The organism is Rhodococcus sp. FW305-130 (assembly GCF_058788335.1).
In genome coordinates this window covers 169,164-190,258 of record NZ_JBYTAP010000007.1, presented here as the reverse complement: position 1 = coordinate 190,258, position 21,095 = coordinate 169,164, and the positions used below count along the sequence as shown (strand labels likewise).

Genomic DNA, 21,095 nt, shown 5'->3' with positions numbered 1-21,095 from the left:
TGTGCTCCATCGATCAATCAATCAGTGCTATGACTACGGCCGCGACATGCTGTTGCCGCTGCTCCGAATCGGTGCAGCGGCAACAGTGTCGAGAGAAATGCGATCAGGAACCGAAGAGACCGCCCAGCGAACCGAGGCTGCCCGAGCCGCCGTTTCCGCCATCATCAGGCGCAGCAGAAACCTTTACGACGGATTCGTCCGACGCAGACTGCGTGAATCCGCTTCGCCCGGCGTATGCCGCCTTGATCGGATGATCGCCCGTCGATGCGAAAGTGTGCGTCAGTCGCGCCACACCATCGACTCCGACGACAACGGGTTGTCCGATGGGTTGGTCACCGTCGAAGAACTGAACCGAACCCCCGCCCGGATTAGGACTGACCGTTGCGGAAAGTTCTGCCGCGACATTCTGCTTGGCCGTCGCGGGAGCTGCCAGTGAGGTCGAGGTGGTGACATCGGACGGCGCGGGATCAGACACGGTGACCGTTTGGGCCGATGCCATCGACGGCATGAATCCTGTTGCGCCGGAGTAGTAGGCCGACACTGCGTGAGATCCAGCCGAGGTGAATGCGTGTTCCAGAGTGGCTTTTCCGTCAGCGCCCACCGGGATCGGGGCACCGATATTTGCAGCGCCATCCTTGAACTGGAGAGTGCCACCAGTGGGGGTCGGCGTGACCTGCGCCCTCAGCGACACCGATACGCCCGTCTTTGCATCGGTAGGAACGTTCACGGCAGTGTCGGTCTGCTTGACGACAGGTGCGGCAGTCACCGTGACCATCGTCTCTGTCGAGTTGGAACTCTGGAATCCGTTGACTCCCTGGAACGTTGCGGAGACCCGCGCGGTTCCGGCGGTGAAGAAGGTATGCGGTAGCCGGGCAGTGCCGTCGGCACCGGGCGTGACAGGTGTACCGACGTCAGCGCCGTCCACCCTGAACTGCACGTTTCCGTTGACCGGAGCCGGATCCACCTTTGCGACAAGCTCTGTCGGTGTGCTGGCTTGGATCGAGTCGGGCATCTGGATTGTGGTGGTTGTCGGTTGGCTGACGTAGATGGTGGTCAGGGCCTGCCCACCGGCGTTGAGGCCGGAGTTCCTGTTGTCCCGCGGGGAGCAGTTGTAGCGCTCCCAGTAGTTGACTGTGAAGACATCCTTCTCGCGCTGGACGAATGTGAGCGCATTTCGGTCGTCGTCGTAGTTGGCGGAGCCGGGATCGGAAACTCGCAGCGAAGGCTTGATCTCGCTACCAGCCGCACCGGCTTTGACTGTGACGTCGACTGCGGGGAGTCGGAACTTGGTGTTGGCACCGACGATGATGCCGTCACTCGATCGAACCGCGGAGGACGGACCGTTTCCGATGGTCCGATTCGATCCGGAGATGCGCAGGTGCGTACCGGATGCCGATGGATTACCGCCGTCGTCGATCTGTGTGACTGTTGGAGTGGCACTGTCGGATCCGAGGCCGTACGCACTGTCCGCCACAAGCTGGGAACTCACGAATTCGACGCCCGACGGGATGTCGAAGTCGTACTTGATCCGGGCCCAATGCACGACTCCACGGCTGGCATGGCCGCCGCCGTTTGCCTTCATCTCGTTCGGCTGCACGCGGTAGGTGACGGTCTCACCTGGTGCCGCGGTGGTCGGTGCGGTGATGGTGACCCCCGAGCCGAGCGTCTCGTTGAACGTGATCGGGCTTGCCGCACCGTCCATCTCGCGCACATGGCATGCAGTTGTGAATGCCACGCTCTTGGTCTCGGGGGCAGCAGCGGCGGTCCCGCCGCCGGCGATCGCGAACAATCCGCCGGCCAGTACCGAGACGGTTGCAATCGCAGAGCCGCGTAACAGTTTCGAGTTCATCGACGAATCCTGGTTTCTGCTCACAGTTTTCACGACCCGAATCCGGGGGTACCAAGGCTGCCGAGGCTACCGGTGCCAGGCTCGGGCTCGGACGGTTCGACCACGTTGATCGTCACGGCGCCCGATATCGACTCCATGAAGCCGGCAGATCCCGTGTAGTACGCCGTGATGTTGTGGTCGCCCGCTGTTGTCATCGTGCGGTTGGCCTTCGCGACGCCGTTGACGACGGCCACCGGAGCGCCGAGGTCTACCCCTCCGTCACGGAACTGCACTGTTCCTCCCGACGGCCAAGGAGTGACCGTTGCCGTCAGTTCCACGGAGTCACCGACGACAGCTTTACCGGGTGCGTCGATTCGCGTCTGTGTCTGAGCGAGGCTGGAGTCGACATTGATCACGGCGAGCGGCTGGCCGCCTGCGTTCAATCCGGCCGAACGATTGTCGCGTGGTGAGCAATTGGTGGTCAGCCAGTATTTGACGCCACCGAGCAGTGTCTCCTGTTGCAGGAAGGTCAGGTAGTTGGCGGCACTGTCGTAGGAACCGGAGTTGGTGTCGGAAACGCGGAGCATGGGCTTGATCTGGGTTCCCACAGCCCCTGACGTGACGGTGACGTCGACTGCCGGGAGCTGGAACGTCTTTCCTCCACCGACCTCGATTCCGCCGCCGCCGTTGTCGTCGGTGTTGGGTCCGTTGCCCGCCGTGATGTTGTTGCCGGAGATACGAAGATGCGTCCCATTCGGATCGGGTGAACCGGCATCGTTCACCCGCGTGATCGTCGGGGCGACCCCACCCAGATTCGAGCTGGTGCCGGCCACGATCTGCGCCCCCACGTAGGAGGTGCCTGCAGGGATGTCGAAATCGAACTTGAGACGCGTCCAGTTCACGACGGACCTGAGGTCGTAGCCGTCATTGGGGACCGTCATCGGCTTGGGGGCGAGTCGGTAGGTGAATGTCGAGTTCGGCGGAACCACGGTCGGGGCACTGATCGTGACGCCGGAATCACGCGTCTCGTTGTGTGTGATCGGACCGGGGAACTGCCACCCGTGACACGATGCCGTGAACGGAAGGTTCACATCAGCGGCGGATGAAACTCCCGCTCCGCCGACGACCAGGGCAACGCATCCGGTCAAGGATGCGGCCACCCCTACTCCTCGGCGCATCAACGTCGACACCATTCACATTCTCCTTGAGTAGCGCTCGAAACGATCGAGCTCTCGGCTTGAAGCCGGGTCCGGGAACCGGCCTCGAGCTGACAGAGAAGCGAATACGTCTTCGTCGTTTGCTCACCACCAGCTCAAACCCTGGAGAGGAGTAGAACACAGAGCGAGCCGCGAGATATGCGATTCGGACAAATTGTTGGACAAACGTCCAACCGGCGAAATTTCTCCACTTCACTGACCGCTCTGCACTGCTTTGACGTGGCGTGAAGTGGGCCCGGTAAACGGTCAGGCGATCGCGCGGCGCATCAGTTCTGCCGTCTCCTTGTTGAATGCGACCAGTGTGACCGTCTCGACCTCGGTCTTCGCCGCGCGAATCGCTGAAACGGCCTGTCGGACCGCATCTTCCTTCGGCCAGCCGTAGACCCCTGCCGAGATCAACGGAAAGGCGACGGTTCGTGCGCCGATCGAGTCGGCAACGGCGAGACTGCGGGTGTACGCCGACCGAAGCAATCCGGATCGGTCCTCGGAGCGCGAATACCTCGGGCCGACGGTGTGAATCACGGCCTTGGCGTGGAGCTTTCTCGCGGTGGTGGCCACGGCCGCACCCACCGGGAGACCGTCGGGAAGGCTGGTGTTGCGCAATACCTCGCAGGCCTTCAGGATCTCCGGTCCTCCGGCCCGGTGGATCGCGCCGTCGACACCGCCACCGCCGAGGAGTCTGGAGTTGGCCGCGTTGACGATGGCGTCGACGGTCAGCGTCGTGATGTCACCTTCGACGACGGTAATAGCGGGCATGGATCCTCCTGTGTACCCGACGGCTGTGTTTCCGACGGCTGTGTTTCCGACTGCCGTGTTCCAGAGTTCACGCTTCGGGCGAGCCCACGGCATAGCCGAGCGTACGTCGTAGGGGTCACGTCCGATCAACATCGAGTATCGCGCCGCAACCGACGGTGTGCGACTGTGCGCCTGAACGCAATGAAGGAGTACGCGCTTTCCCTCGGCCCGCAACGCCTGGACGGTGCGCGCTGCGTCGTCGAGAACGAACTCGAGGTTGGCGTTGGAATCGTGACCGTCATCGACCAACCAGAACTCGACGTGATCGGAGCTGACCCGCCGTGTTCCCATGCGGCACAGGCTGACCACGGCGTCGTAGTCTGCAGTGGACACCGCATCGACGCCGCCGAGCGTGACGCCGTCGTCATGCGGATGTGTGGTCAGGTGGTGGGTTCCGTGGAATCTCGAGTAATCGAGTTCTGCGGTCGACGGCCATCCGTTCTTGTCGTCGGTACCGCCGCGAGCAGTCTTGATCGCCAGGCGAACCAGATCGGAGGAACGGTATCCCGGCCAGCCCTGCATGATTCGGCGCCAGCGGGCGGGAACAGCCGACGCTCCCCAACGGGCGCCGAGAAGGCCACCCGCGATAGCCGCAGTCGTGTCGGTGTCCCCGCCGGCTCGTACGGCTGCTTCCAATGCGTACTGGAGGTGGCGAGCGTCGGCATTGTCCGTGGAAGTGATGGCCCACCAAGCAGTCTGAAGTGCATGCACCACCCAACCGTTCTTGGAGAAGTCCTGCGGGTTCCCGGTTTCGGCCTGATCGAGCAGCGGGCCCCAGTATTCGGCTACCTCCTGATCGGCAACGGAGAGGAAGCCTCGAACGCCGTCGAAGTTGCCGGCGACAACGGCATGGCGGATGGCATGGGTCCACAACTCACACGCCTGTCCGGCACGCGGGTCGTCATGCGTGAGTGAACTGATCCGGTGCGCGGCCGCCATGGCACCTTCTGCATCGTCCAAGTAGGAGAGGGCGACGGGAGCAGTCCGCATGAGCGAGCCGTTGCCGGCCTTGCGGCCGCTGATCGCCCGCGCACGATCCGTCATCGCCGCTGCGCTTTCGGAGCGGGCAGACAACACTGCTCGTGTCTGGTTGCCGATGTCCGCGGGCTTCGAGTCGTACCACCGGATGAACTGTGCTGCAATGGCATCGAGACCGTCAGAGCTTCCGATGTCGATTCCGGTAGCGGCCACCTCGGCGATCGCAACTGCCATCGAGGTGTCGTCGGTCCATTCTCCCGGCGCCCAGTCGAACGGGCCGCCACCGATCATGTCGATCGTGACCTCGGCCTTCGGGTAGGTGAATTCGTAGCCGGCGCCGAGTGCGTCTCCTGCTGCGGTGCCGAGCAGAACGCCGGCCGCTCGATCGGACTGCTGTGCGGTGAGTTTCATAGCCACCTCTTCGGTTCGCGATGATCGTTTGATCAACTTTGCGCTAACCATAGATCATGTTTGAGATAACATGCAAGGGTGAATAAATGGACAGACACGAGCGGCAAGGGATTGACGGACTATCCGCGTCCGTCTGTGGCAGTGGACGTCGCGGTGCTGACGTACAGCGGTGGATCTCTGAAAGTTCTGGTGGTTCGGCACCGTCTCGGTGCGCTGGCGCTACCGGGAACTTTTCTGCACGAACGCGAATTGCTCACGGCCGCAGCCGATCGTGCCCTGTCGGTCAAGGCCGAGTTGGCCCAGACGAGCTTTCACCAGTTGGCGATCTTCGACCGACCGGACCGCGACGACCGTGGATGGGTTTTGTCGGTCGCACACACAGCTTGCCTACCGGAATCGGCGCTGCCCGATTCGGCGCTTCTCGTCGATGTGTACGACGACGAGGCAGTGAGCGGACTCGCGTTCGATCACGCCGACATGGTGCGACTCGCGGTCACGGACCTACGCGCGAGGTACGCGTCGTACGTGGATCCGGACGGATTGTCGGGCGGGACGTTCACCGTCGCCGAACTTCGGAGACTGTACGAGGTGATCTTCGATCGTCCGTTCCAGAAGGACAGCTTCCGCCGACAGGTGTTCGACGCGCTCGAAAGTACCGGCGAGATGAGCAGACCAGGTAACGGCCGACCCGCCGAGACGTACCGGAGGCGGGGTGACGGCGCACTGGCTGCGCAGGCAATGGCATTTTTGACCGGATGAAGTGAAACGAATTCTTGCAGTTCTGCTGACCTGACGCGCTGAGCTGGGTAATGTCCGATTGATGGGTGCAGTTTCGAATGAAGCCGAGTCCAAGATTCCGACTGTCGTGTGGGGTACCGGCAACGTCGGGCGTGCATCGATTCGCGCTGTGACAGCCAATCCGGTCCTCGAACTTGTCGGCGTCATCGTTGCCAACCCCGCAAAGGTCGGGCGAGACGCCGGTGACCTCGCCGATCTGGGAGTGCACCTGGGCGTCGCGGCTACCGACGACGCCGATGCCGTGCTCGCAGCGTCCCCCGGCGCGGTGGTCTACGCGGCGTCCGGCGACATCCGGCCCGATGACGCGGTTGCCGACATCACGCGGGCGCTGGCCGCCGGAGCTGTAGTGGTCACGCCGTCGGTATATGCGCTGTACGACCCGAAATCTGCGCCTCCCGAACTTCGTGATCCCGTCGAAGCTGCAGCCAAGACGGGCGGCGGCGCTCTGTTCGTCTCCGGTATCGACCCAGGCTGGGGCAACGACATCCTGCCGATTCTCGTCAGCGGGCTCGCGGGGACAATCGACCAGATCCGGTGTCAGGAAATCTTCGACTACACGACCTACGAACAGCCGGATTCTGTCCGCTACCTGATCGGGATGGGTCAGCCGATGGACTACGAACCTCCGATGGTCGCGCCCAGTGTTCCCACCATGGTCTGGGGCGGGCAGATTCGGCTCATCGCCCGAGCGCTCGGGGTGGAACTCGACGAGATCCGCGAGACCTTGCTGCGCCGCCCGCTCGAGGAAACCGTGTCGACCGAACATATGGGGGAGTTCGCGGCCGGCACCCAAGGCGCACTGCGATTCGAGGTTCAGGGAATCGTCGGCGGGGAACCCCTGATCGTGATCGAACACGTCACGCGTATTCATCCGTCCTGTGCCCGCGACTGGCCGCTCCCGCCCGACGGAGGCGACGGCGCGCACAAGGTGATCGTCGAAGGGCGACCACGAATCGAGATCAACGTCGAAGCCACCGATGAAGGTGGAAACCGCGCGGCCGGTGGAAATGCCACGGCCGTAGGACGTCTCGTCAACGCAATTCCGTGGCTACGTCAGGCTGAACCCGGCCTATACGACGCGCTGGACGTTCCGCTCACACCCGGCGTCGGCAAGCTCGGTGCCCGAAACTCGGAGGTACTCACATGAATATCGACATACCCGAAGGTAAGAACCCGATCGGCTACGTGTGGGGAGAGATGGTCCCCGGCATCGGGCCCGCGGCCGCCGGGTTCTCCCAAAAGGTTTACACGGACGGCACTCTCGGACTCCGCGAGTTCGAGGCGGCCAGGCTTCGGATCGCTCAGATCAACGGGTGCATCTTCTGTCAGGACTGGCGCACCGAGCGTGACGGCGAGACTGTGGAGTCGACTTTCGATCAGGCTGTCACCGACTGGCGCACCACAGATGCGTTCGACGTCAGGACGCGCCTCGCTGCCGAATACGCCGAGAGATACGCCCTCGACCACCACGGGCTCGACGACGAGTTCTGGGAACGCATGACAGCTCACTACTCCCAGCGAGAAATCGTCGAATTGAGCATGTGCCTCGGATCGTGGTTGGCTTTCGGCCGGCTCAACCACGTCCTCGGCCTCGATACTCAATGCGTGTTGCCCGGCAACTGAACCTAGTTGCCCAGCGTCGTCAGATCCGGGTAGTTCGAGACCTCCCAGCCGCCGTCGACGACCAGACTGGTTCCGGTGATGTACGAGGCGTCGTCGCTGGCGAGATAGAGGCAGGGGCCCGCGATCTCCTCGGGAGTTGCCGCTCGGGACATGGGGATTCGGCTGAGAAACATGTCGCGGGCGGGTTCGTAGTTCATGACCGGCGCGACCAGTGGCGTGTCGACCAGGCCGGGTAGAACGGCATTGACCCGGATCCCCGACGCAGCGAGTTCGATCGCGGCATTCTTGCTGAACATCTCGACCCCGGCTTTGCCGGTCGCGTACGCGCTCCCGTAGGGGCTCGGGACGTGCGCGTTCAATGAGGACACGTTGACTATCGCACCACCGCGACCGTGCTCTCGGATATGCCGCGCTTCATGTTTGGTGCAGAGGAAGACACCCTTCTGTACCAGGTCGATGGTGAAGTCCCAGTCGGCCTCGTCGAGGTCGACGATCTGCCCCACCCTCGACGCCCCGGCAACGTTGAAAGCCAGATCGATACCGCCGAATTCCGCAGCCGCAGCGGCAATAGCCTCGGCAACATCGGATTCCTTGGTGACGTCAGCGGGAACGGCGAGGAAAGACGCGCCGTGCTGGGAGGCTATCTCCTTCAAACCCTCTGCATCGATGTCTATTCCGGCTACCTGTGCGCCTTCGCCGATAAGTCGTAGTGCGATGGCTGCACCGATACCTGATGCTGCGCCGGTGACAACCGCGGTTTTGCCGGCAAATCTGGACGTGTTAATGGGCACCTGCTTTCAAGAACTTTCCGGTTCGGCGGTTGCCGAGAACGGGTGCTGCTTCTCCGTCGCCGAAGACGTACTCGCCGCCGACGAACACTGCGGTGACGGTCTGATCGTTGCGATTGACCATGCGGGAGAGGTTGTCGTACTCCGCGACCGGACTTTCGGCGTACGTCTCGAGTGAATCGTCGAGATGGGCGGGATCGATCACAACCAGATCGGCGCGGTCACCTAATCGAAGGTGCCCGGCATCGACGTCGTACCACTCGGCGAGTTCGCCGGTGAGGCGATGCACCGCTGCCTCGACGGTCATGAAGGGACGGCCGACCTTTTGGGCATCGTAGACACGTCGTAGTAGTCGTAAGCCGAAGTTGTAGAACGCCATGTTGCGCAAATGCGCTCCGGCGTCGGAGAACCCGAGTTGGACGCCGTTGTCCTGGGCGAACTTGTCCAGAATCTCCGGCCGGTGGTTCGAGATGGTTGTGCGCCAACGCACTTTCGTGCCGTGTTCGAGGACCAGATCCAGGAATGCATCGACAGGGTGGAGGCCGCCTCGTTCGACGCCGACCTGCCCGAAGCTCTTGCCGACAAGGGATTCATCGGGGCAGGAAACGATTTCGGCGTCGAAGAAGTCGCGGTGCCAGACTTTGACGCCGAATTTTTGATCGTAGTCCTTGCGGAACTGTCGACGGTACTTCTCACTCTGCATCAGGACGTTGCGTTCCATCTCGTCGGTCAGATGCAGTGCTGCAGCGCCGGATCCGAACTCCTCGAAGACAACCAGGTCGATGCCGTCGGCATATACCTCGAAGGGAACTGGCAGGTGCTGCCAGCGCAGGTCGCCGCCGAGTCGATTGACCAAGTGTGCCAGTGGGCCGAGGATCACCACGGCCAACTTGTTGGACTTGATGTCGGCCGCCGAAAGCATGCTCGTCTTGAGTCGCTTACGCCAGATACCCGCGCTGGAGAACGCCATAGCTCCGGTACTCATCGGGTTGGAGAGGTCAGGTCCGGCCTGAAATACCCGTCCTCGGCGGCGCAGGATCGCATTGAGTCGGCGTCGTTCTTTCGTGGTTGCATACGTCGACGGCAGCGTGCGTGAGCGGCAGGTCTCACCGTCGAGTTTGTCGAACAACAATTGCTGACTGGACATCCCGACGAATCCTGCGTCGAGAGCTTCGGTCAACTGTGCTTCCATCGACGCGAGTTCGGTGTCGGTGGGGTGCACGTCCTTCCTGGTAGCACGATCCAGTCCCATCTCGGCGGCTCGCATGTCGGAGTGTCCGATGAAGGCTGCAACATTGGGACCTAGCGGAAGCGCCTCGAGCGCAGCAACATACTCTCTCGCGGAGTTCCAGGTCTTGGCCCGCGTGAGTGCTTCGACGACGTGCTTGCGTGGAATAGCTTCGACGCGGCCGAAAAGGTCGCCGGCGTCCGACGGGCTGGCGTGAATGGTGGACAGGGAACACGATCCGACAAAGATCGACGTGACCCCGTGTCTGAGAGATTCGCTCAGCGCCGGGCCTTCGAGGATCTCGACGTCGTAGTGAGTGTGGATGTCCACGATGCCCGGGATCACCCACTTGCGCCGCGCGTCGATGACACGGGGACAGTCGGTTTCGTCGAGTGGATCGAGGGAGATGGCAGTGACCAGCCCGCCGCTGATACCCAGATTGCGGACAGCTGGTTTCGCCCCGGTGCCGTCGAACCACAGACCGTTGTTGATCACGGCGTCGTAGGTCATGAGATAGCCACCTTTGCGCGTATCGTCTTCCCGGTTGCATTGCGAGGCAGAGGAGTTGTGCTCAGTTTCCACTTCACCGGCACCTTGAAGTAGGCCAGTCGTTCGGCGACATAGTCGCGTAGTTCTTCTTCGGTCGCCGCTCGCTCGCTGCGAAGAACGACAACGGCCGCCACTTCTTGACCGAGGTCTGCCGAATCAATGCCGATCACAGCGCATTCGAGTACCGCGGGATGCTCGTCGATAGTCTGCTCGATTTCGAGAGGGTAGACGTTCTCGCCGCCGCGCAGGATCAGATCGGACCGGCGGCCCGTCAGGCGGAGTCGGCCGTCTTCGAGAACTCCGAAGTCGCCGGTTCGGAGCCATCGGTCGGGACCGATGGCGGCAGCAGTTGCAGTCTCGTCGTTCCAGTATCCCGACATCACATACGGACTGCGAGCGCAGATTTCGCCCTCCTCGCCGTCGGGAACCGCAACACCGAATGGATCACGGACCTCCACACTCACACCGATGATGGGCCGTCCGAGAGTTCCGGGGAACGCGGCGAGTTCTGGTGGCGTGGCAACCGAAATGCCGGTGGAGGATTCGGTGAGCCCGTAACTGTCGACCAAGGTGTGCTGCGCAAAAGGCAGTCGTGCGCGCAGGCGGTCCTGCAAGGCCGGAGATGACGGCGCAGACGCGAGTGCAAAGGCGCTCAGTGAGGTCAGGTCGTACTTCTCGAGACTGCCATGTTCGAGGAGACGGGTTGCCATGGTGGGGACCACCGCCCAGTTGGTGACCTTCTCGCGTTCGACAAGGGAAAGGACTTCGTCGACGTCGAAGGCGCCCTGATGGATGACCACCGCTCCGCCCGTTGCGAGTCGTGGGATCGCCAGGTTATGCAGGCTTGCAATGTGAAACAGCGGCGCGGTCAGCAGATACCGCAAGTCACTGGGTCGGCCGTCACTGGGTCGGCCGGTGAACGCCGCAGCGAGGCGATCGCTGTAGCGGTGGTAGTCGATGACGGCCAACACGTTTCGATGAGTGTGAACGGCTCCCTTGGGGCGGCCGCTGGTTCCGCTCGTGTAAAGAATGACGGCCGGATCGTCCTCGTCGACGGACGTGCGGGGCAGTGCCGAACCCGAATACTTCTCCATCAAGGCCGGTAGATCTTCTTCCATCGTGAGCACGGGAACATCGGTGTTCACTTCGGAAAGAACTTGTGCGCGTTTGGCGTCGGCGATCACCACGGTGGGAGTGGTGTGATCGATGCCGTACTGCACTTCACGGGCCACCCACCACGAGTTGAACCCGACGGCGATGGCGCCAAGCGACTGAGCCGCCCAGAAGGTCATCACCCATTCCGGCGTATTGGCGGCGAGGATGCCCACCCGATCGCCCTTGCGGACGCCATACCGCTCGCGCAGCGCCGTGGCCAATGCTGCTACGGCCTCGCCGTGCTCGAGGTAGCTGAAGCGTCGGGCCTTGGTCACCAGGTAGTCGCGTGATCCATAATCGAAGGATGAGGCGAGCACGTCGCCGAGTGCCTTGTCACGGTTCTTCATGACGGGCATCGAGCTGCCGAGTACATCCTCGACTTGCATCTCGAAAGGACCACCGGGGCCGGTCAGCCCGGCCATGACGGACGCGATGAATGCTTGTGTATCAGCGGAAGTAGTCACGTGAAGTGCCTTTCGAAGATTAGGGTACGAGCACTGCGCGTCCGGTGACCTTGCCGTGTTCGAGACGGTCGAGTGCGTCGCGGGCATCAGCGAGGTCGAAGCGGGCTACTTCTACCGTTACCAGACCGGCCTGTGCCAGGGCGATGGAATCGACGAGGTCGTTTCTGTTGCCGCCATAGGACTTCCGGACCGATGCGCCCCACGGCCAGCCAGGTCCGCCGGCAGCTTCGGCAGTGATTCCGGGGTTTCCACCTCCGAGACCCACCATGCGATACGCGCCGTTCGGCGCAACCGCTTGAACGGACATCTGTGCAGTTGCGTCGATACCGACGAAGTCGAAGATGACTTCTGCGCCTCTGGCCGACGTGAGGTCGAGGATGTGCTGCGCGGTGTCCGGTCCCGATTCGAGCGTGATGTCGGCGCCGCAACGTTTGGCGAGATCGAGTTGATCCTGTCCGACATCGACGGCGATGATGCGCACGGCACTGGTTGCGCGAAGTATCTGTACTGCAACGTGACCGAGTCCGCCGACGCCGATCACGACGGCGGTGGCACCGGGCTGGAGATGTTCGCGTGCGCCGCGAATGGCGTGGTAGCTCGTCAGTGCTGCATCGGCGAGCGGTGCGGCCTGCAGGAAGTCGAGGTCTCCGATGGGTACGAATGAGCGAGCCGGGATCTTGACGTACTCGGCCATTCCGCCTTCGGGACCGAGCCCGGGGCAGGGCGGCATCGCGGTGCGTCCAGCGGCGAGGCACATGTTCTCGTTGCCGCTCATGCATTCTCGGCACTGTCCACAGGACCAGCACAGGTAGACGACGCCACGCTCTCCGACGGAACGGCCGTCGACGCCACTCCCGACGGCTTCGATCGTTCCGGCAATTTCGTGGCCGATGGTCAGCGGTTCTTCGCGCATCTTGTACGGAAAGTGCAGGAGATGCAGATCGGAGTGGCAGATTCCCGCTGCGCCCACCCGAATCAGCAGTTCCGATGGACTGATCTCGGGGATCGGCACGTCGTTGATCTCGAGGAGACCAGGCCCCATGAGCTGAGCTGCCTTCATGAACTGACCTCGCTGATCTCGGAGTTGTACGCAGCGCTCAGATAGGCGTTGCTGCGGTCGGACCCGATCAGACCGGGTGCCATCTTGTTCATGACGTAGGCGAAAGTCATCCGACGGTCCAAATCGTTGACCAGCATCGAGCCGCCGATACCGGCCCACCAGCAGGCGCGTCCGTCGGGAACCAGGGGTGCGGTATCCGGGTGCGGCAGTCCGTATCCGATGCCGAACTTGAGCGGAGTCATGATCCCGAGGTCGATACCGTCGGCTTGGATCTCGAAGATCAGGTCGATGGTGCTCTGCGAGAGCAGCTTCTGGCCGTCGAGCACACCACCGTTCGAGATCACGGATTGGATCCGAGCGATAGAACGTGCGTTGCCGTGGCCGTTGACTGCGCCGATCTCGGCCTCCCGCCAGGGCGCGGTGTTGACCTCGGGGTAGTCGAGCAGTGGGCAGGTCAGGGTCTTGATGAAGATGCTGTCCTGGTCGAGCGTGGACAGGTCGAACTCCAACGCGGGCGGCGGAACCATGGTGGCTATTCGACCGAAATGCTCTCCGGACGTGCCGATGTGGAAGTCGGCTCCCAGTGGACCGGCAAGCTCTTCGGCAAAGAACCTGCCGAGGGTCCGACCGTCGATGCGACGAATGACCTCACCGACGAGATGGCCGTAGTTGATCGCGTGATAGCCCGACGCCGTACCTGGGGCCCACCAAGGCTTCTGGGTAGCGAGGCGAGCGGTGGACGTCTCGAGGTCGTAGATGTCCGTCAGTTCGATCGGGCGCTCCCAACCGGAGACGCCAGACGTATGCGACAGGAGGTGGCGAACTTCGATGTCCTCCTTGCCGTTTACCGCAAATTCGGGCCAGTAGTGAGCAACCTTCTGGTACACGTCCAATTGGCCGCGTTCGACCAGCAGGAGCGCACACAGAGCCGTCATGGTCTTGGTGATGGAGAAGGTGTTGACGATGGTGTCCGGACCCCAAGGAGTGGTACGGGATTCGTCGGCGTATCCGCCCCAGATGTCTACTACGGCTTCTCCGTCGACGGTGATGGCGATGGAGCCACCCAACTCCTCACCGGATTCGAGTTGCGCCTCGAAGGCGGTGCGGACGGCTTCGAACTCGTTGTTGCAGTGACCGTTCACCGTGCTCATGCGCGATCCGCCTTCTCGAGTTCGTGTGCTGCTGCACGCGCCGCAACAGGTAGTTTGTTCCCCGAGGCCGCGGCACGCTTGGTGCCCTTGGCAATTTCCTTGTTCATGTTGCGGACGTACGGGTCGAACTCGAGCTGAATGGTGTGGCGCGGTGACTTGTAATAGGGGGCGAGGAAGTACTCCTCGTCGGCCTTGGTGATCTCCTGCATCTCGTTCGCGGACGGCAGTTGGTATTTCCCGGTCAGGTAGGCGGCAACGAGCTTGCTCTGCTGCTCGGCGAAGTTGACGAGCGTCGGCATGGGCTGAGCCAGTCCCATGAAGAAGAGGTTGTCGATTCCGGGCTTCATCATGCGTTTGAAGAGTGGGAAACGGTTGTCTTTGTCCGGCAGCAGGTTCGGGTCGTCGAAGAAGGGGAAGCTGATGTTGTAGCCGGTGGCGCAGACGACCACGTCGACGTCCTCGGCGGTGCCGTCGGCGAAATGAACCTGCTTTCCGTCGAGTTTGGTGATCGCCGGCCTGAAGGTGATGTCGCCGGACCCGGCGCGTCCCAAGAACTCGCCACTGGCTGACGGATGTGCCTCGAAGGGGCGGTGGTCCGGCTTGGGTAGTCCGTAGCCCTCCATGGTTCCCAGGTTCTTGCCGAGGAATCGACGACTCAGGAACAGGCGCAGCCCCCGAGGCATCCAGGGCGGGGTGATCAGTTTGTCTCCCGGCACGCCGCCCAGGTATTTCGGCAACACCCACACGCCGCGGCGCGCCGAGACGATGAGCTTGTCGGCGAGGTATCTCTGCCCCAGTTCGGAAGCAATGTCCAAGCCTGAGTTCCCCATTCCGACCACGACAACTTTCTTGCCGCGCATGTCGATCGGATCGAACGGGTCGTTGTAGCTGTGGCTGTGCATGAGGACGCCGTCGAACTCACCCGGGTAATCCGGGATATTGGGATCCCAGTGGTGACCATTGCAGACCATCAGGACGTCGTAGGTACGGACTTCGCCGTCCGAGCGCGTGACGGTCCACAGTCCGTTTGCATCACGCTCTGCAGCAACAACACTGGTGTTGAAGATGATCGACTCACGCAGGCCGAAATGCTCGACGTAGTCCTTGAAGTACTGGAAGAGTTCGGAATGGTGGGGGAAATCGGGAAGGTCGGCAGAGACCGGGAAGTCCTCGAATGCCAAGCGCCACTTCGACGTGTCGATATGCAGGCTCTGGTAGCAGGCCGACATTCCGTTGGGGTTCTTGTAGTACCAGTTTCCGCCGACCTCGTCGGACGCTTCGTAGCAGTCGAAGGGTATTCCGAATTCCTTCATTCGCTTGGCCGTCGTGATTCCGGTAGGCCCGGCGCCGATGATGCAGACGCTCGGCAAGGGGGAGGGGCTCATTCGCCATCGCTTTCTGTTCTGTCTCGGGCGTGCGCGAAGAAGAATCGAAGCCCGAGAAGTGACTTGAGTCATAGTGCGCCATTCGCTGACGATGTGTCAATGAATGACGCAATGTTTTTTGATGACGGTGAGTCGGTGATTTGCCAGGAAGTCGAAATGCGAGCAAGGTGGGCGACGTGAGCACGACTACCGATGGCCCGAAGAACAGGCGGGGAACACTTCGCGACGAGCAGAAACGCGCGACGCGGGCCAAACTCGTGGACGCCGCACGCACTCTGTTCGAGGAACGGGGATACGCGGCTGTCACGGTCGACGACATCTCCTCGGTCGTCGGATGCAGTAGAGCCACGTTCTACGTGCATTTCGCCAGCAAGGTGGAGATGCTCAAGACGATCGGCGCGGCCGGGATGGCGGCGAGTGCGTTCGCTTTCTACATCGATCTCGATCGGGTCCTCGACACGAACTCTCGCGTGGAGTTCACCGCATGGCTGGAACGTGCCTTCGACTGGTTCGACGAGAACAAGCGCCTGCTGCCGGCGTGGGACGAGGCCGTGGCACTCGAACCGGAGTTCCGCGAGACAGCGCGAGACGGTATGACCGAACTACCGAATGCCATGCCCAAGTATCTGGGTCGGTGGCCGGTGGAACAGCATGACGAGGCGAGGTTGCGCGTCGAATTGCTCGTGAGCCAGCTGGAGCGATTCTTCACTCGCTGGGCCGTGCAGGGGACGATCGATGTGACTCGGATGCAGGCGGCCGAGGTTCTGACCGACATCTGGTTCCCGGCCCTGTCGCCGGAATCCAGGGGCGGCGACGAGCGGTAGGGGCTAGCTCGGATCGATCTCCACGCTGATCGCACCGATGAGGAGTTCTCTTGCTCGTTCGATGGAAATCGAGCCGCTCAGCCAGCGTTCACTCAGGCCTTCGACCAGTGCAGTGAGTCGTTCGGCGGCGTCGGCCGGGCTTGCCTTCGGATCAGCGAGGCCGACGTCCTGAGCTTGCCGGATCAAGGATTCGACGTCGTCTGCCCATTTCTGCGTTGTGGTACGTAGTGATTCGCGTAGCTCGTCTGCGAAGACGGCGCTTGCCCGAAGTTCGCCCCATGCAATGCTGTTTTCGCGAATCTTCGGCGAGTTCTGAAACTCCAGCAGGAGCATCTGGTCGAGCTGCGCGCGCGGGTCTGTTTCCGTGAAGGCATCCTCGGTGTACAGCGCGGCGCGATCGTTGATGTGATCGAGGGCCCGGCGCAGCACACCGGCGCGGTTCTGGAAGTGGTAGTAGATCAGCGCGGTCGACACCCCCGCCTCGGCGGCGAGCGTTTCCACCCTCAGCCCGCGCACGCCGTGCTGGGCGATGACGCGGACTGCCGCTTCCAAGATTTCCGTTTGACGGTTCGACACGAGTCCGAATTCTACGAGGGTGGTCGGGACGGGCTTCTAGTCCGCAGGTTCCTGCTGGGTGGTGCAGTGAATGCCGCCACCACCGGCGGCAATGGCGTCGATGTTGATCTGCACGACGCGACGGTCGGGGAAGAGGCGCTCCAATTCACTTCTGGCAGCCTGGTCGGCCTCGGGATCACCGAATTCAGGGGCGATGACTGCTCCGTTGCACACGTAAAAGTTGATGTATCCGGCTGCGAAATCATCTGATTCGAACTGCGGCCTGATCGAAACAGGTGCCTCGAGAACAACCACTTCCAGCTTCCGCCCCTGGGCGTCGGTCGCGTTCTCGAGAATCTCGAGGTGGCGTGCGGTCACGTCGTGGTCGAAGGACTCCGGATCCGTGTCGAGGCCTGCGACCACGACGCCTGGTCGCGCGAAGCGGGCGTAGAAGTCCGTGTGGCCGTCCGTGATGTCCTTGCCCGCGATTCCCGGTAGCCAGATGATCTTGTCGAGGCCGAGCAGGGGACCGAGTTCGGCTTCGACGTCCGACTTCGACCATCCCGGGTTGCGGTTGTTGTTGAGGACGCAGCTTTCGGTGATGATGGCTGTTCCTTCGCCGTCGACCTCGATGCCGCCGCCTTCGAGGATCAGGTCGGTAGGCAATGATTCGACTCCCGCGCGGGCGGCGACAAACGCTGCGACTTGGCCGTCCTGATCAAAATCCTGCTTCTCGCCCCAACCGTTGAAGTTGAAATCGATACCCGCTTTGGTCCCGTTGCCTTTCACGAATACGGGGCCGGTGTCGCGCATCCAGAGGTCGTCGAGAGGGGCGGCGATCAGTTCGACCGATGGGCCGACGAGGGTTCGTGCCAAGTCCAGTTCCTCGGAACGGACAAGCATCGAGACGGGCTCGAACTGCGCGATAGTCTGCGCGATCGTCGCGAGGTTGCGCTGGACCTCGGGCAGGAGGGCGGCTCCCCAGATCGCTTCACTGGCGCCGAACGCCATCCAGGTGCGCTTGTGCGGATCGCCCTCTTCCGGCATCACCCACTCGCGAAGATCGTCGCTGCCATTGCTCCCGCCCGAGGCTGAGTCGGAATCGCCGCAACCTGCCAGGAAGAGGCCACTGAGCGCGGCTGCGCCTGCCTGTATGAACCGACGTCTGTGCATTGCGGTGACTCCTTCTGCTTCTCGCGGGCTCGTGTGGTCTTCGAGAACTCTGTTCATCGCGCGCGAGTGGGGCAACATCCAGCTACTGTTCGATCACACCAGGTGCGTCTGGCGCTCACTTGCTTGCACAGAGACTAGCTCCTGACTGAAAATTTAGTCAAGAAAGTAGTGATCATGAACGATGACATTCGGGATACCCGCCAGCCGATGGTGACTTCGCTTGGCATCATCTTGGGGTTCTTATTGAACTTTTTGGCTCAGTGGGCAATTCGCGACGACGGCAAAGCGCCAGTGGAAACCACGACGGACTGGGTCATCGTGGTCACACTGTTCACAGCCGTCGCTCTGATGCTCATAGTTCTCTTCCGAACGCTGAGTAGCTCGTATGAAGTGGAGCATGCTCGCAAGAGGTACCGCAGTATTCTGCGTCTCTACTTGTTTGCCATCTCGCTGGTTTTTGCCGGAATGGCTGCCGCACTGTTCGTGTAGTGGGAACTGAAGGAATTATCCGACGGAAGGTCACGAGTCGATGAGTCCTTCGACCGTTCCTCGCCATCCGCGGCGCTGGTAGTCCCGGGGCGACATGCCGTGAGCCGCGATGAAGACCTTGGTGAATCCGGACGCGTGCGCGTAGCCGAGTCGACGGGCAGCCTCCCCGGCCGCGAGGCCCTCCTCGAGATAAGCGCGGGCGAGGGTCATCCGCAACTGACCGCGCCAGCGCGGGAAGCTCTGGCCGGTGGCCGCTACGAAGTCTTTGAGGAGCAAGTCCTCGTCGACGCCGAGCCGAGCGCTCCAATCCGGCAGCGTGCGCGAATCGGCGGGGTTCTTCCGGAGTGCGGCAAGGATCGTTTCGACTGGATCGGCCTGATCGCCGCTGGGTAGGGGTGCTGCCGCGGCACTTCGAATCAGCCTCGCGATCCGGGCGGGGTCGTGGATCTCGGGGCGCAGGTGGGTGTAATTCGCGACCACCGTGTGCAGCAGATACGCCTGCGCTTCGCGCGCGAAGTGCAGCACACGTGGGGGCGGTGCGGTGACGGGAGAGGCACCCGGCTGGGATCCGAGGGGAAGTAACAAAGAGCCTTCGGCGATCTCGACGCTGTTGCGCACTCCAGCGGGAAGCCACATCGCGTCACCCCGTCTCAGATTCCAGGTTCGGTCGCCGAAAGTGACCCGGGCGGAGCCTCGGTAGATCCAGACAACGACGTGAAAGTCGTTGACCCGTGCCCACGTTCCACTTGCGGGGATCGTCGGGGGTGCTGGTGCCGATCCTGACCGGGCGCCTTCTTCGGACAACAATGCAACGCCCTGTGCCAGGGTCTCGTCTTCACGGGGCGGCGTCGGGCGCCGGTTGGCGCGTGCGTAGTCGGTGGGTGTCATGCCGGTGTGTTCTCGGAAGGCGCGGGTGAAGCCCGCGGGTGTCGCGAATCCGACCTGGCTACCCGTCCAGCCGATTTCGCGGCCGGCGGCCAGATATGAGGTCGCTGCCGCGATCCGGGCCGAAGTACGCCAGCGCACGAATGACAATCCCGTTTCCTCGGTGAATCGGCGCTGCAGGGTGCGGACACCGATCTTGAGTTGCTGGGCGAACCGGGAAAGTTCGGTGTCGTCGGATGGTGTCCGCAGCAGCGTGCGTGCGATCTCGAGGGTTTCGGCCGAGCGTGGCAAGCGCGGTGGGGAGTATGACGGGGAGTTGTCGTCCACGTCGGAGTGAACACCCGCGACAAGCTCGATCAGTCCGGCTCCCGCTGCCGTCTCACCCCGAAGAAATCCCAAGTTGTGCGCGAATTGGTGGACGAGCCAGTCCTCCCAGTCTGCTGGGATCTCGAAGTCGATGACCCGGTTCAACGCGGGCGGCAGGTCGGCCGCGGGCAGTGGGATGGGAAATGCGACCGCGCCCGGATCGACCCGGATGCTGTACGCGATTCCCGCCGGTACCCAGATTGCCGCCCCCGCAGTCACACTGCGGGTACGGCCGCTGATCTGCAATTCTGCGCGCCCGGTATGTACCCAGAACAGCAGTGGCTCGCGTTCATTCGCGGTCGAGGCGAGCCGAGCAGCGGGGATCTCGGGGACTTCGCCTGCGGGGAACACCAGCCGTGGTCCCACGATGCCCTCCCGACGTCGATGCATTCTCTTCCAGCCGACCGATGAGTGTAAGAAGTCGGCACGCACGGATAACCCTAACTGATTAGGGCAGGCTAGCTTTATTTATTGGCCCTCCCGTCGTGATCGAACGTGGGCCGGACCCCCGTCTGTGCGCTTCCGAGGAGACTTTCCGTGCCCCGAAACACCCGTCCGACAACGGCGTACCCCGTTACCTTGCGTGAACTCGAGGTACATCGGGTGACAGAGGTGACGCCGGGCATGCGGAGAGTGACGCTCACCGGAGCCCAACTCGACACCTTCACCAACGCCGACGGAATTGCCGAACCCGCCTTCGCGAGTACGGGCTTCGACGACGACATCCGGTTGCTGTTCACCTACCCCGGCGAATCCGACCCGGTCCTGCCGGTAATGGTCGACGGCAGTGTGACTTTCGCTGCGGGGCGCCGTCCGCTTGCCCGCGCATACACCGTGCGCCGCTACGATCCGCAAACAAGGGAACTCGACGTCGATTTCGTCGTTCACGGCGACGGAGTGGCTACCACCTGGGCGCGGGACGCCAGCCCGGGCGACCGAATGCACATCGCGGGCCCCTCTGTATCGCAGGGACTCCCGGAAGATCACGAGTATCTGCTGGCCGTCGGTGACGAGACCGCGTTGCCGGCGATCGCACGTCTGCTCGAGGAATTGCCCGCCGATGCCAGGGGGCATGTGTTCGTCGAAATTGCGGACTCGGCTCACATCCAATCGGTGCGCGAGTTGTCCGGGGTGAGTGTCACGTGGTTGCCACGCGAGGGGGCCGAGCCCGGCGCTACTACTTTGTTGCTCGACGCGGTCAGTGCTGCCGAATGGCCTGACGGACGCGTATTCGCTTGGCTTGCAGGCGAACAGGCGACGGTTCGCTCGCTTCGGCGTCATTTGATTCGTGATCGAGGAATTGCGAAGACCGACATCGATTTCACCGGCTACTGGAAACGCGGCGGGGCCGTGCGCGCAGATTCCTGACCTGG

The 21,095-nt window shown here is 62.4% G+C and carries 18 protein-coding genes; 6 read left to right on the top strand and 12 right to left on the bottom strand.

Features of this window, described 5'->3' with window-relative positions:
* Window positions 1-103: 103 nt before the first annotated feature.
* The 3 genes from AC3WQS_RS22245 to AC3WQS_RS22235 form a co-directional block, all read right to left on the bottom strand.
* The gene (locus AC3WQS_RS22245) at window positions 104-1,849 is read right to left on the bottom strand and encodes an Ig-like domain-containing protein (RefSeq protein WP_153212914.1); all 1,746 of its coding nucleotides are present in this window, start codon (window positions 1,847-1,849) and stop codon (window positions 104-106) included.
* A gap of 29 nt (window positions 1,850-1,878) precedes the next feature.
* Window positions 1,879-3,021: an Ig-like domain-containing protein gene (locus AC3WQS_RS22240; protein WP_182261584.1), complete on the bottom strand. Its 1,143-nt coding sequence runs from the start codon at window positions 3,019-3,021 to the stop codon at window positions 1,879-1,881.
* Window positions 3,022-3,291: 270 nt separating this feature from the next.
* Window positions 3,292-5,229 (bottom strand): O-acetyl-ADP-ribose deacetylase, encoded by a 1,938-nt coding sequence (locus AC3WQS_RS22235; RefSeq protein WP_492711824.1) that lies wholly within the window; start codon window positions 5,227-5,229, stop codon window positions 3,292-3,294.
* A 78-nt stretch (window positions 5,230-5,307) separates the two neighbouring features.
* On the opposite strand from AC3WQS_RS22235, the gene AC3WQS_RS22230 reads away from it, so the two are divergent.
* From AC3WQS_RS22230 to AC3WQS_RS22220, 3 genes are all read left to right on the top strand, one after another.
* Entirely contained in the window at window positions 5,308-5,988 is a 681-nt protein-coding gene (locus AC3WQS_RS22230; protein ID WP_492711822.1) for an NUDIX hydrolase, read from the top strand.
* Between the two features lie 61 nt (window positions 5,989-6,049).
* The gene (locus AC3WQS_RS22225; protein ID WP_492711820.1) at window positions 6,050-7,174 is read left to right on the top strand and encodes an NAD(P)H-dependent amine dehydrogenase family protein; all 1,125 of its coding nucleotides are present in this window, start codon (window positions 6,050-6,052) and stop codon (window positions 7,172-7,174) included.
* A complete protein-coding gene (locus AC3WQS_RS22220; protein WP_046379544.1) occupies window positions 7,171-7,650 on the top strand; it encodes a carboxymuconolactone decarboxylase family protein in 480 nt (159 codons plus the stop codon). The genes AC3WQS_RS22225 and AC3WQS_RS22220 overlap by 4 nt, the downstream gene beginning before the upstream one ends.
* 2 nt (window positions 7,651-7,652) lie before the next feature.
* Here the strand turns inward: AC3WQS_RS22220 and AC3WQS_RS22215 are convergent, their stop codons facing one another.
* The 6 genes from AC3WQS_RS22215 to AC3WQS_RS22190 are packed head-to-tail and all read right to left on the bottom strand — an operon-like array spanning window position 7,653 to window position 15,430.
* On the bottom strand, window positions 7,653-8,441 hold the full coding sequence (locus AC3WQS_RS22215) for an SDR family NAD(P)-dependent oxidoreductase (RefSeq protein WP_492711818.1): 789 nt from the start codon (window positions 8,439-8,441) through the stop codon (window positions 7,653-7,655).
* Window positions 8,431-10,176, bottom strand: coding sequence for an N-acyl-D-amino-acid deacylase family protein (locus tag AC3WQS_RS22210; RefSeq protein WP_428691157.1), 1,746 nt, complete (start codon window positions 10,174-10,176; stop codon window positions 8,431-8,433). The genes AC3WQS_RS22215 and AC3WQS_RS22210 overlap by 11 nt, the downstream gene beginning before the upstream one ends.
* A complete protein-coding gene (gene casG, locus AC3WQS_RS22205; protein WP_492711816.1) occupies window positions 10,173-11,834 on the bottom strand; it encodes a steroid-24-oyl-CoA synthetase in 1,662 nt (553 codons plus the stop codon). Before casG ends, AC3WQS_RS22210 begins: the two co-directional genes overlap by 4 nt.
* A 19-nt stretch (window positions 11,835-11,853) precedes the next feature.
* Entirely contained in the window at window positions 11,854-12,894 is a 1,041-nt protein-coding gene (locus tag AC3WQS_RS22200) for an NAD(P)-dependent alcohol dehydrogenase (protein ID WP_492711815.1), read from the bottom strand.
* The gene (locus tag AC3WQS_RS22195) at window positions 12,891-14,045 is read right to left on the bottom strand and encodes a serine hydrolase domain-containing protein (protein WP_492711813.1); all 1,155 of its coding nucleotides are present in this window, start codon (window positions 14,043-14,045) and stop codon (window positions 12,891-12,893) included. Before AC3WQS_RS22195 ends, AC3WQS_RS22200 begins: the two co-directional genes overlap by 4 nt.
* Entirely contained in the window at window positions 14,042-15,430 is a 1,389-nt protein-coding gene (locus tag AC3WQS_RS22190) for a flavin-containing monooxygenase (RefSeq protein WP_492711812.1), read from the bottom strand. Before AC3WQS_RS22190 ends, AC3WQS_RS22195 begins: the two co-directional genes overlap by 4 nt.
* A gap of 167 nt (window positions 15,431-15,597) precedes the next feature.
* Between AC3WQS_RS22190 and AC3WQS_RS22185 the strand changes: the two genes are divergently transcribed.
* On the top strand, window positions 15,598-16,254 hold the full coding sequence (locus AC3WQS_RS22185; RefSeq protein ID WP_070795473.1) for a TetR/AcrR family transcriptional regulator: 657 nt from the start codon (window positions 15,598-15,600) through the stop codon (window positions 16,252-16,254).
* A 3-nt stretch (window positions 16,255-16,257) separates the two neighbouring features.
* Here the strand turns inward: AC3WQS_RS22185 and AC3WQS_RS22180 are convergent, their stop codons facing one another.
* Together AC3WQS_RS22180 and AC3WQS_RS22175 are read right to left on the bottom strand one after the other, a co-directional pair.
* Entirely contained in the window at window positions 16,258-16,830 is a 573-nt protein-coding gene (locus AC3WQS_RS22180) for a TetR/AcrR family transcriptional regulator (RefSeq protein WP_046379538.1), read from the bottom strand.
* 36 nt (window positions 16,831-16,866) lie between these two features.
* Complete coding sequence (locus tag AC3WQS_RS22175) at window positions 16,867-17,982, bottom strand: agmatine deiminase family protein (RefSeq protein ID WP_042953257.1); 1,116 nt, start codon at window positions 17,980-17,982, stop codon at window positions 16,867-16,869.
* A 174-nt stretch (window positions 17,983-18,156) separates the two neighbouring features.
* On the opposite strand from AC3WQS_RS22175, the gene AC3WQS_RS22170 reads away from it, so the two are divergent.
* Window positions 18,157-18,471 carry a hypothetical protein gene (locus AC3WQS_RS22170; protein ID WP_042953267.1) on the top strand — a complete coding sequence of 105 codons (315 nt, stop codon included), beginning with the start codon at window positions 18,157-18,159 and terminating at the stop codon, window positions 18,469-18,471.
* Between the two features lie 30 nt (window positions 18,472-18,501).
* On the opposite strand, the gene AC3WQS_RS22165 is transcribed toward AC3WQS_RS22170, so the two are convergent.
* Window positions 18,502-20,088: a helix-turn-helix domain-containing protein gene (locus tag AC3WQS_RS22165; RefSeq protein ID WP_492711810.1), complete on the bottom strand. Its 1,587-nt coding sequence runs from the start codon at window positions 20,086-20,088 to the stop codon at window positions 18,502-18,504.
* Between the two features lie 171 nt (window positions 20,089-20,259).
* On the opposite strand from AC3WQS_RS22165, the gene AC3WQS_RS22160 reads away from it, so the two are divergent.
* The gene (locus tag AC3WQS_RS22160) at window positions 20,260-21,090 is read left to right on the top strand and encodes a siderophore-interacting protein (protein WP_141488192.1); all 831 of its coding nucleotides are present in this window, start codon (window positions 20,260-20,262) and stop codon (window positions 21,088-21,090) included.
* Window positions 21,091-21,095: the final 5 nt, after the last annotated feature.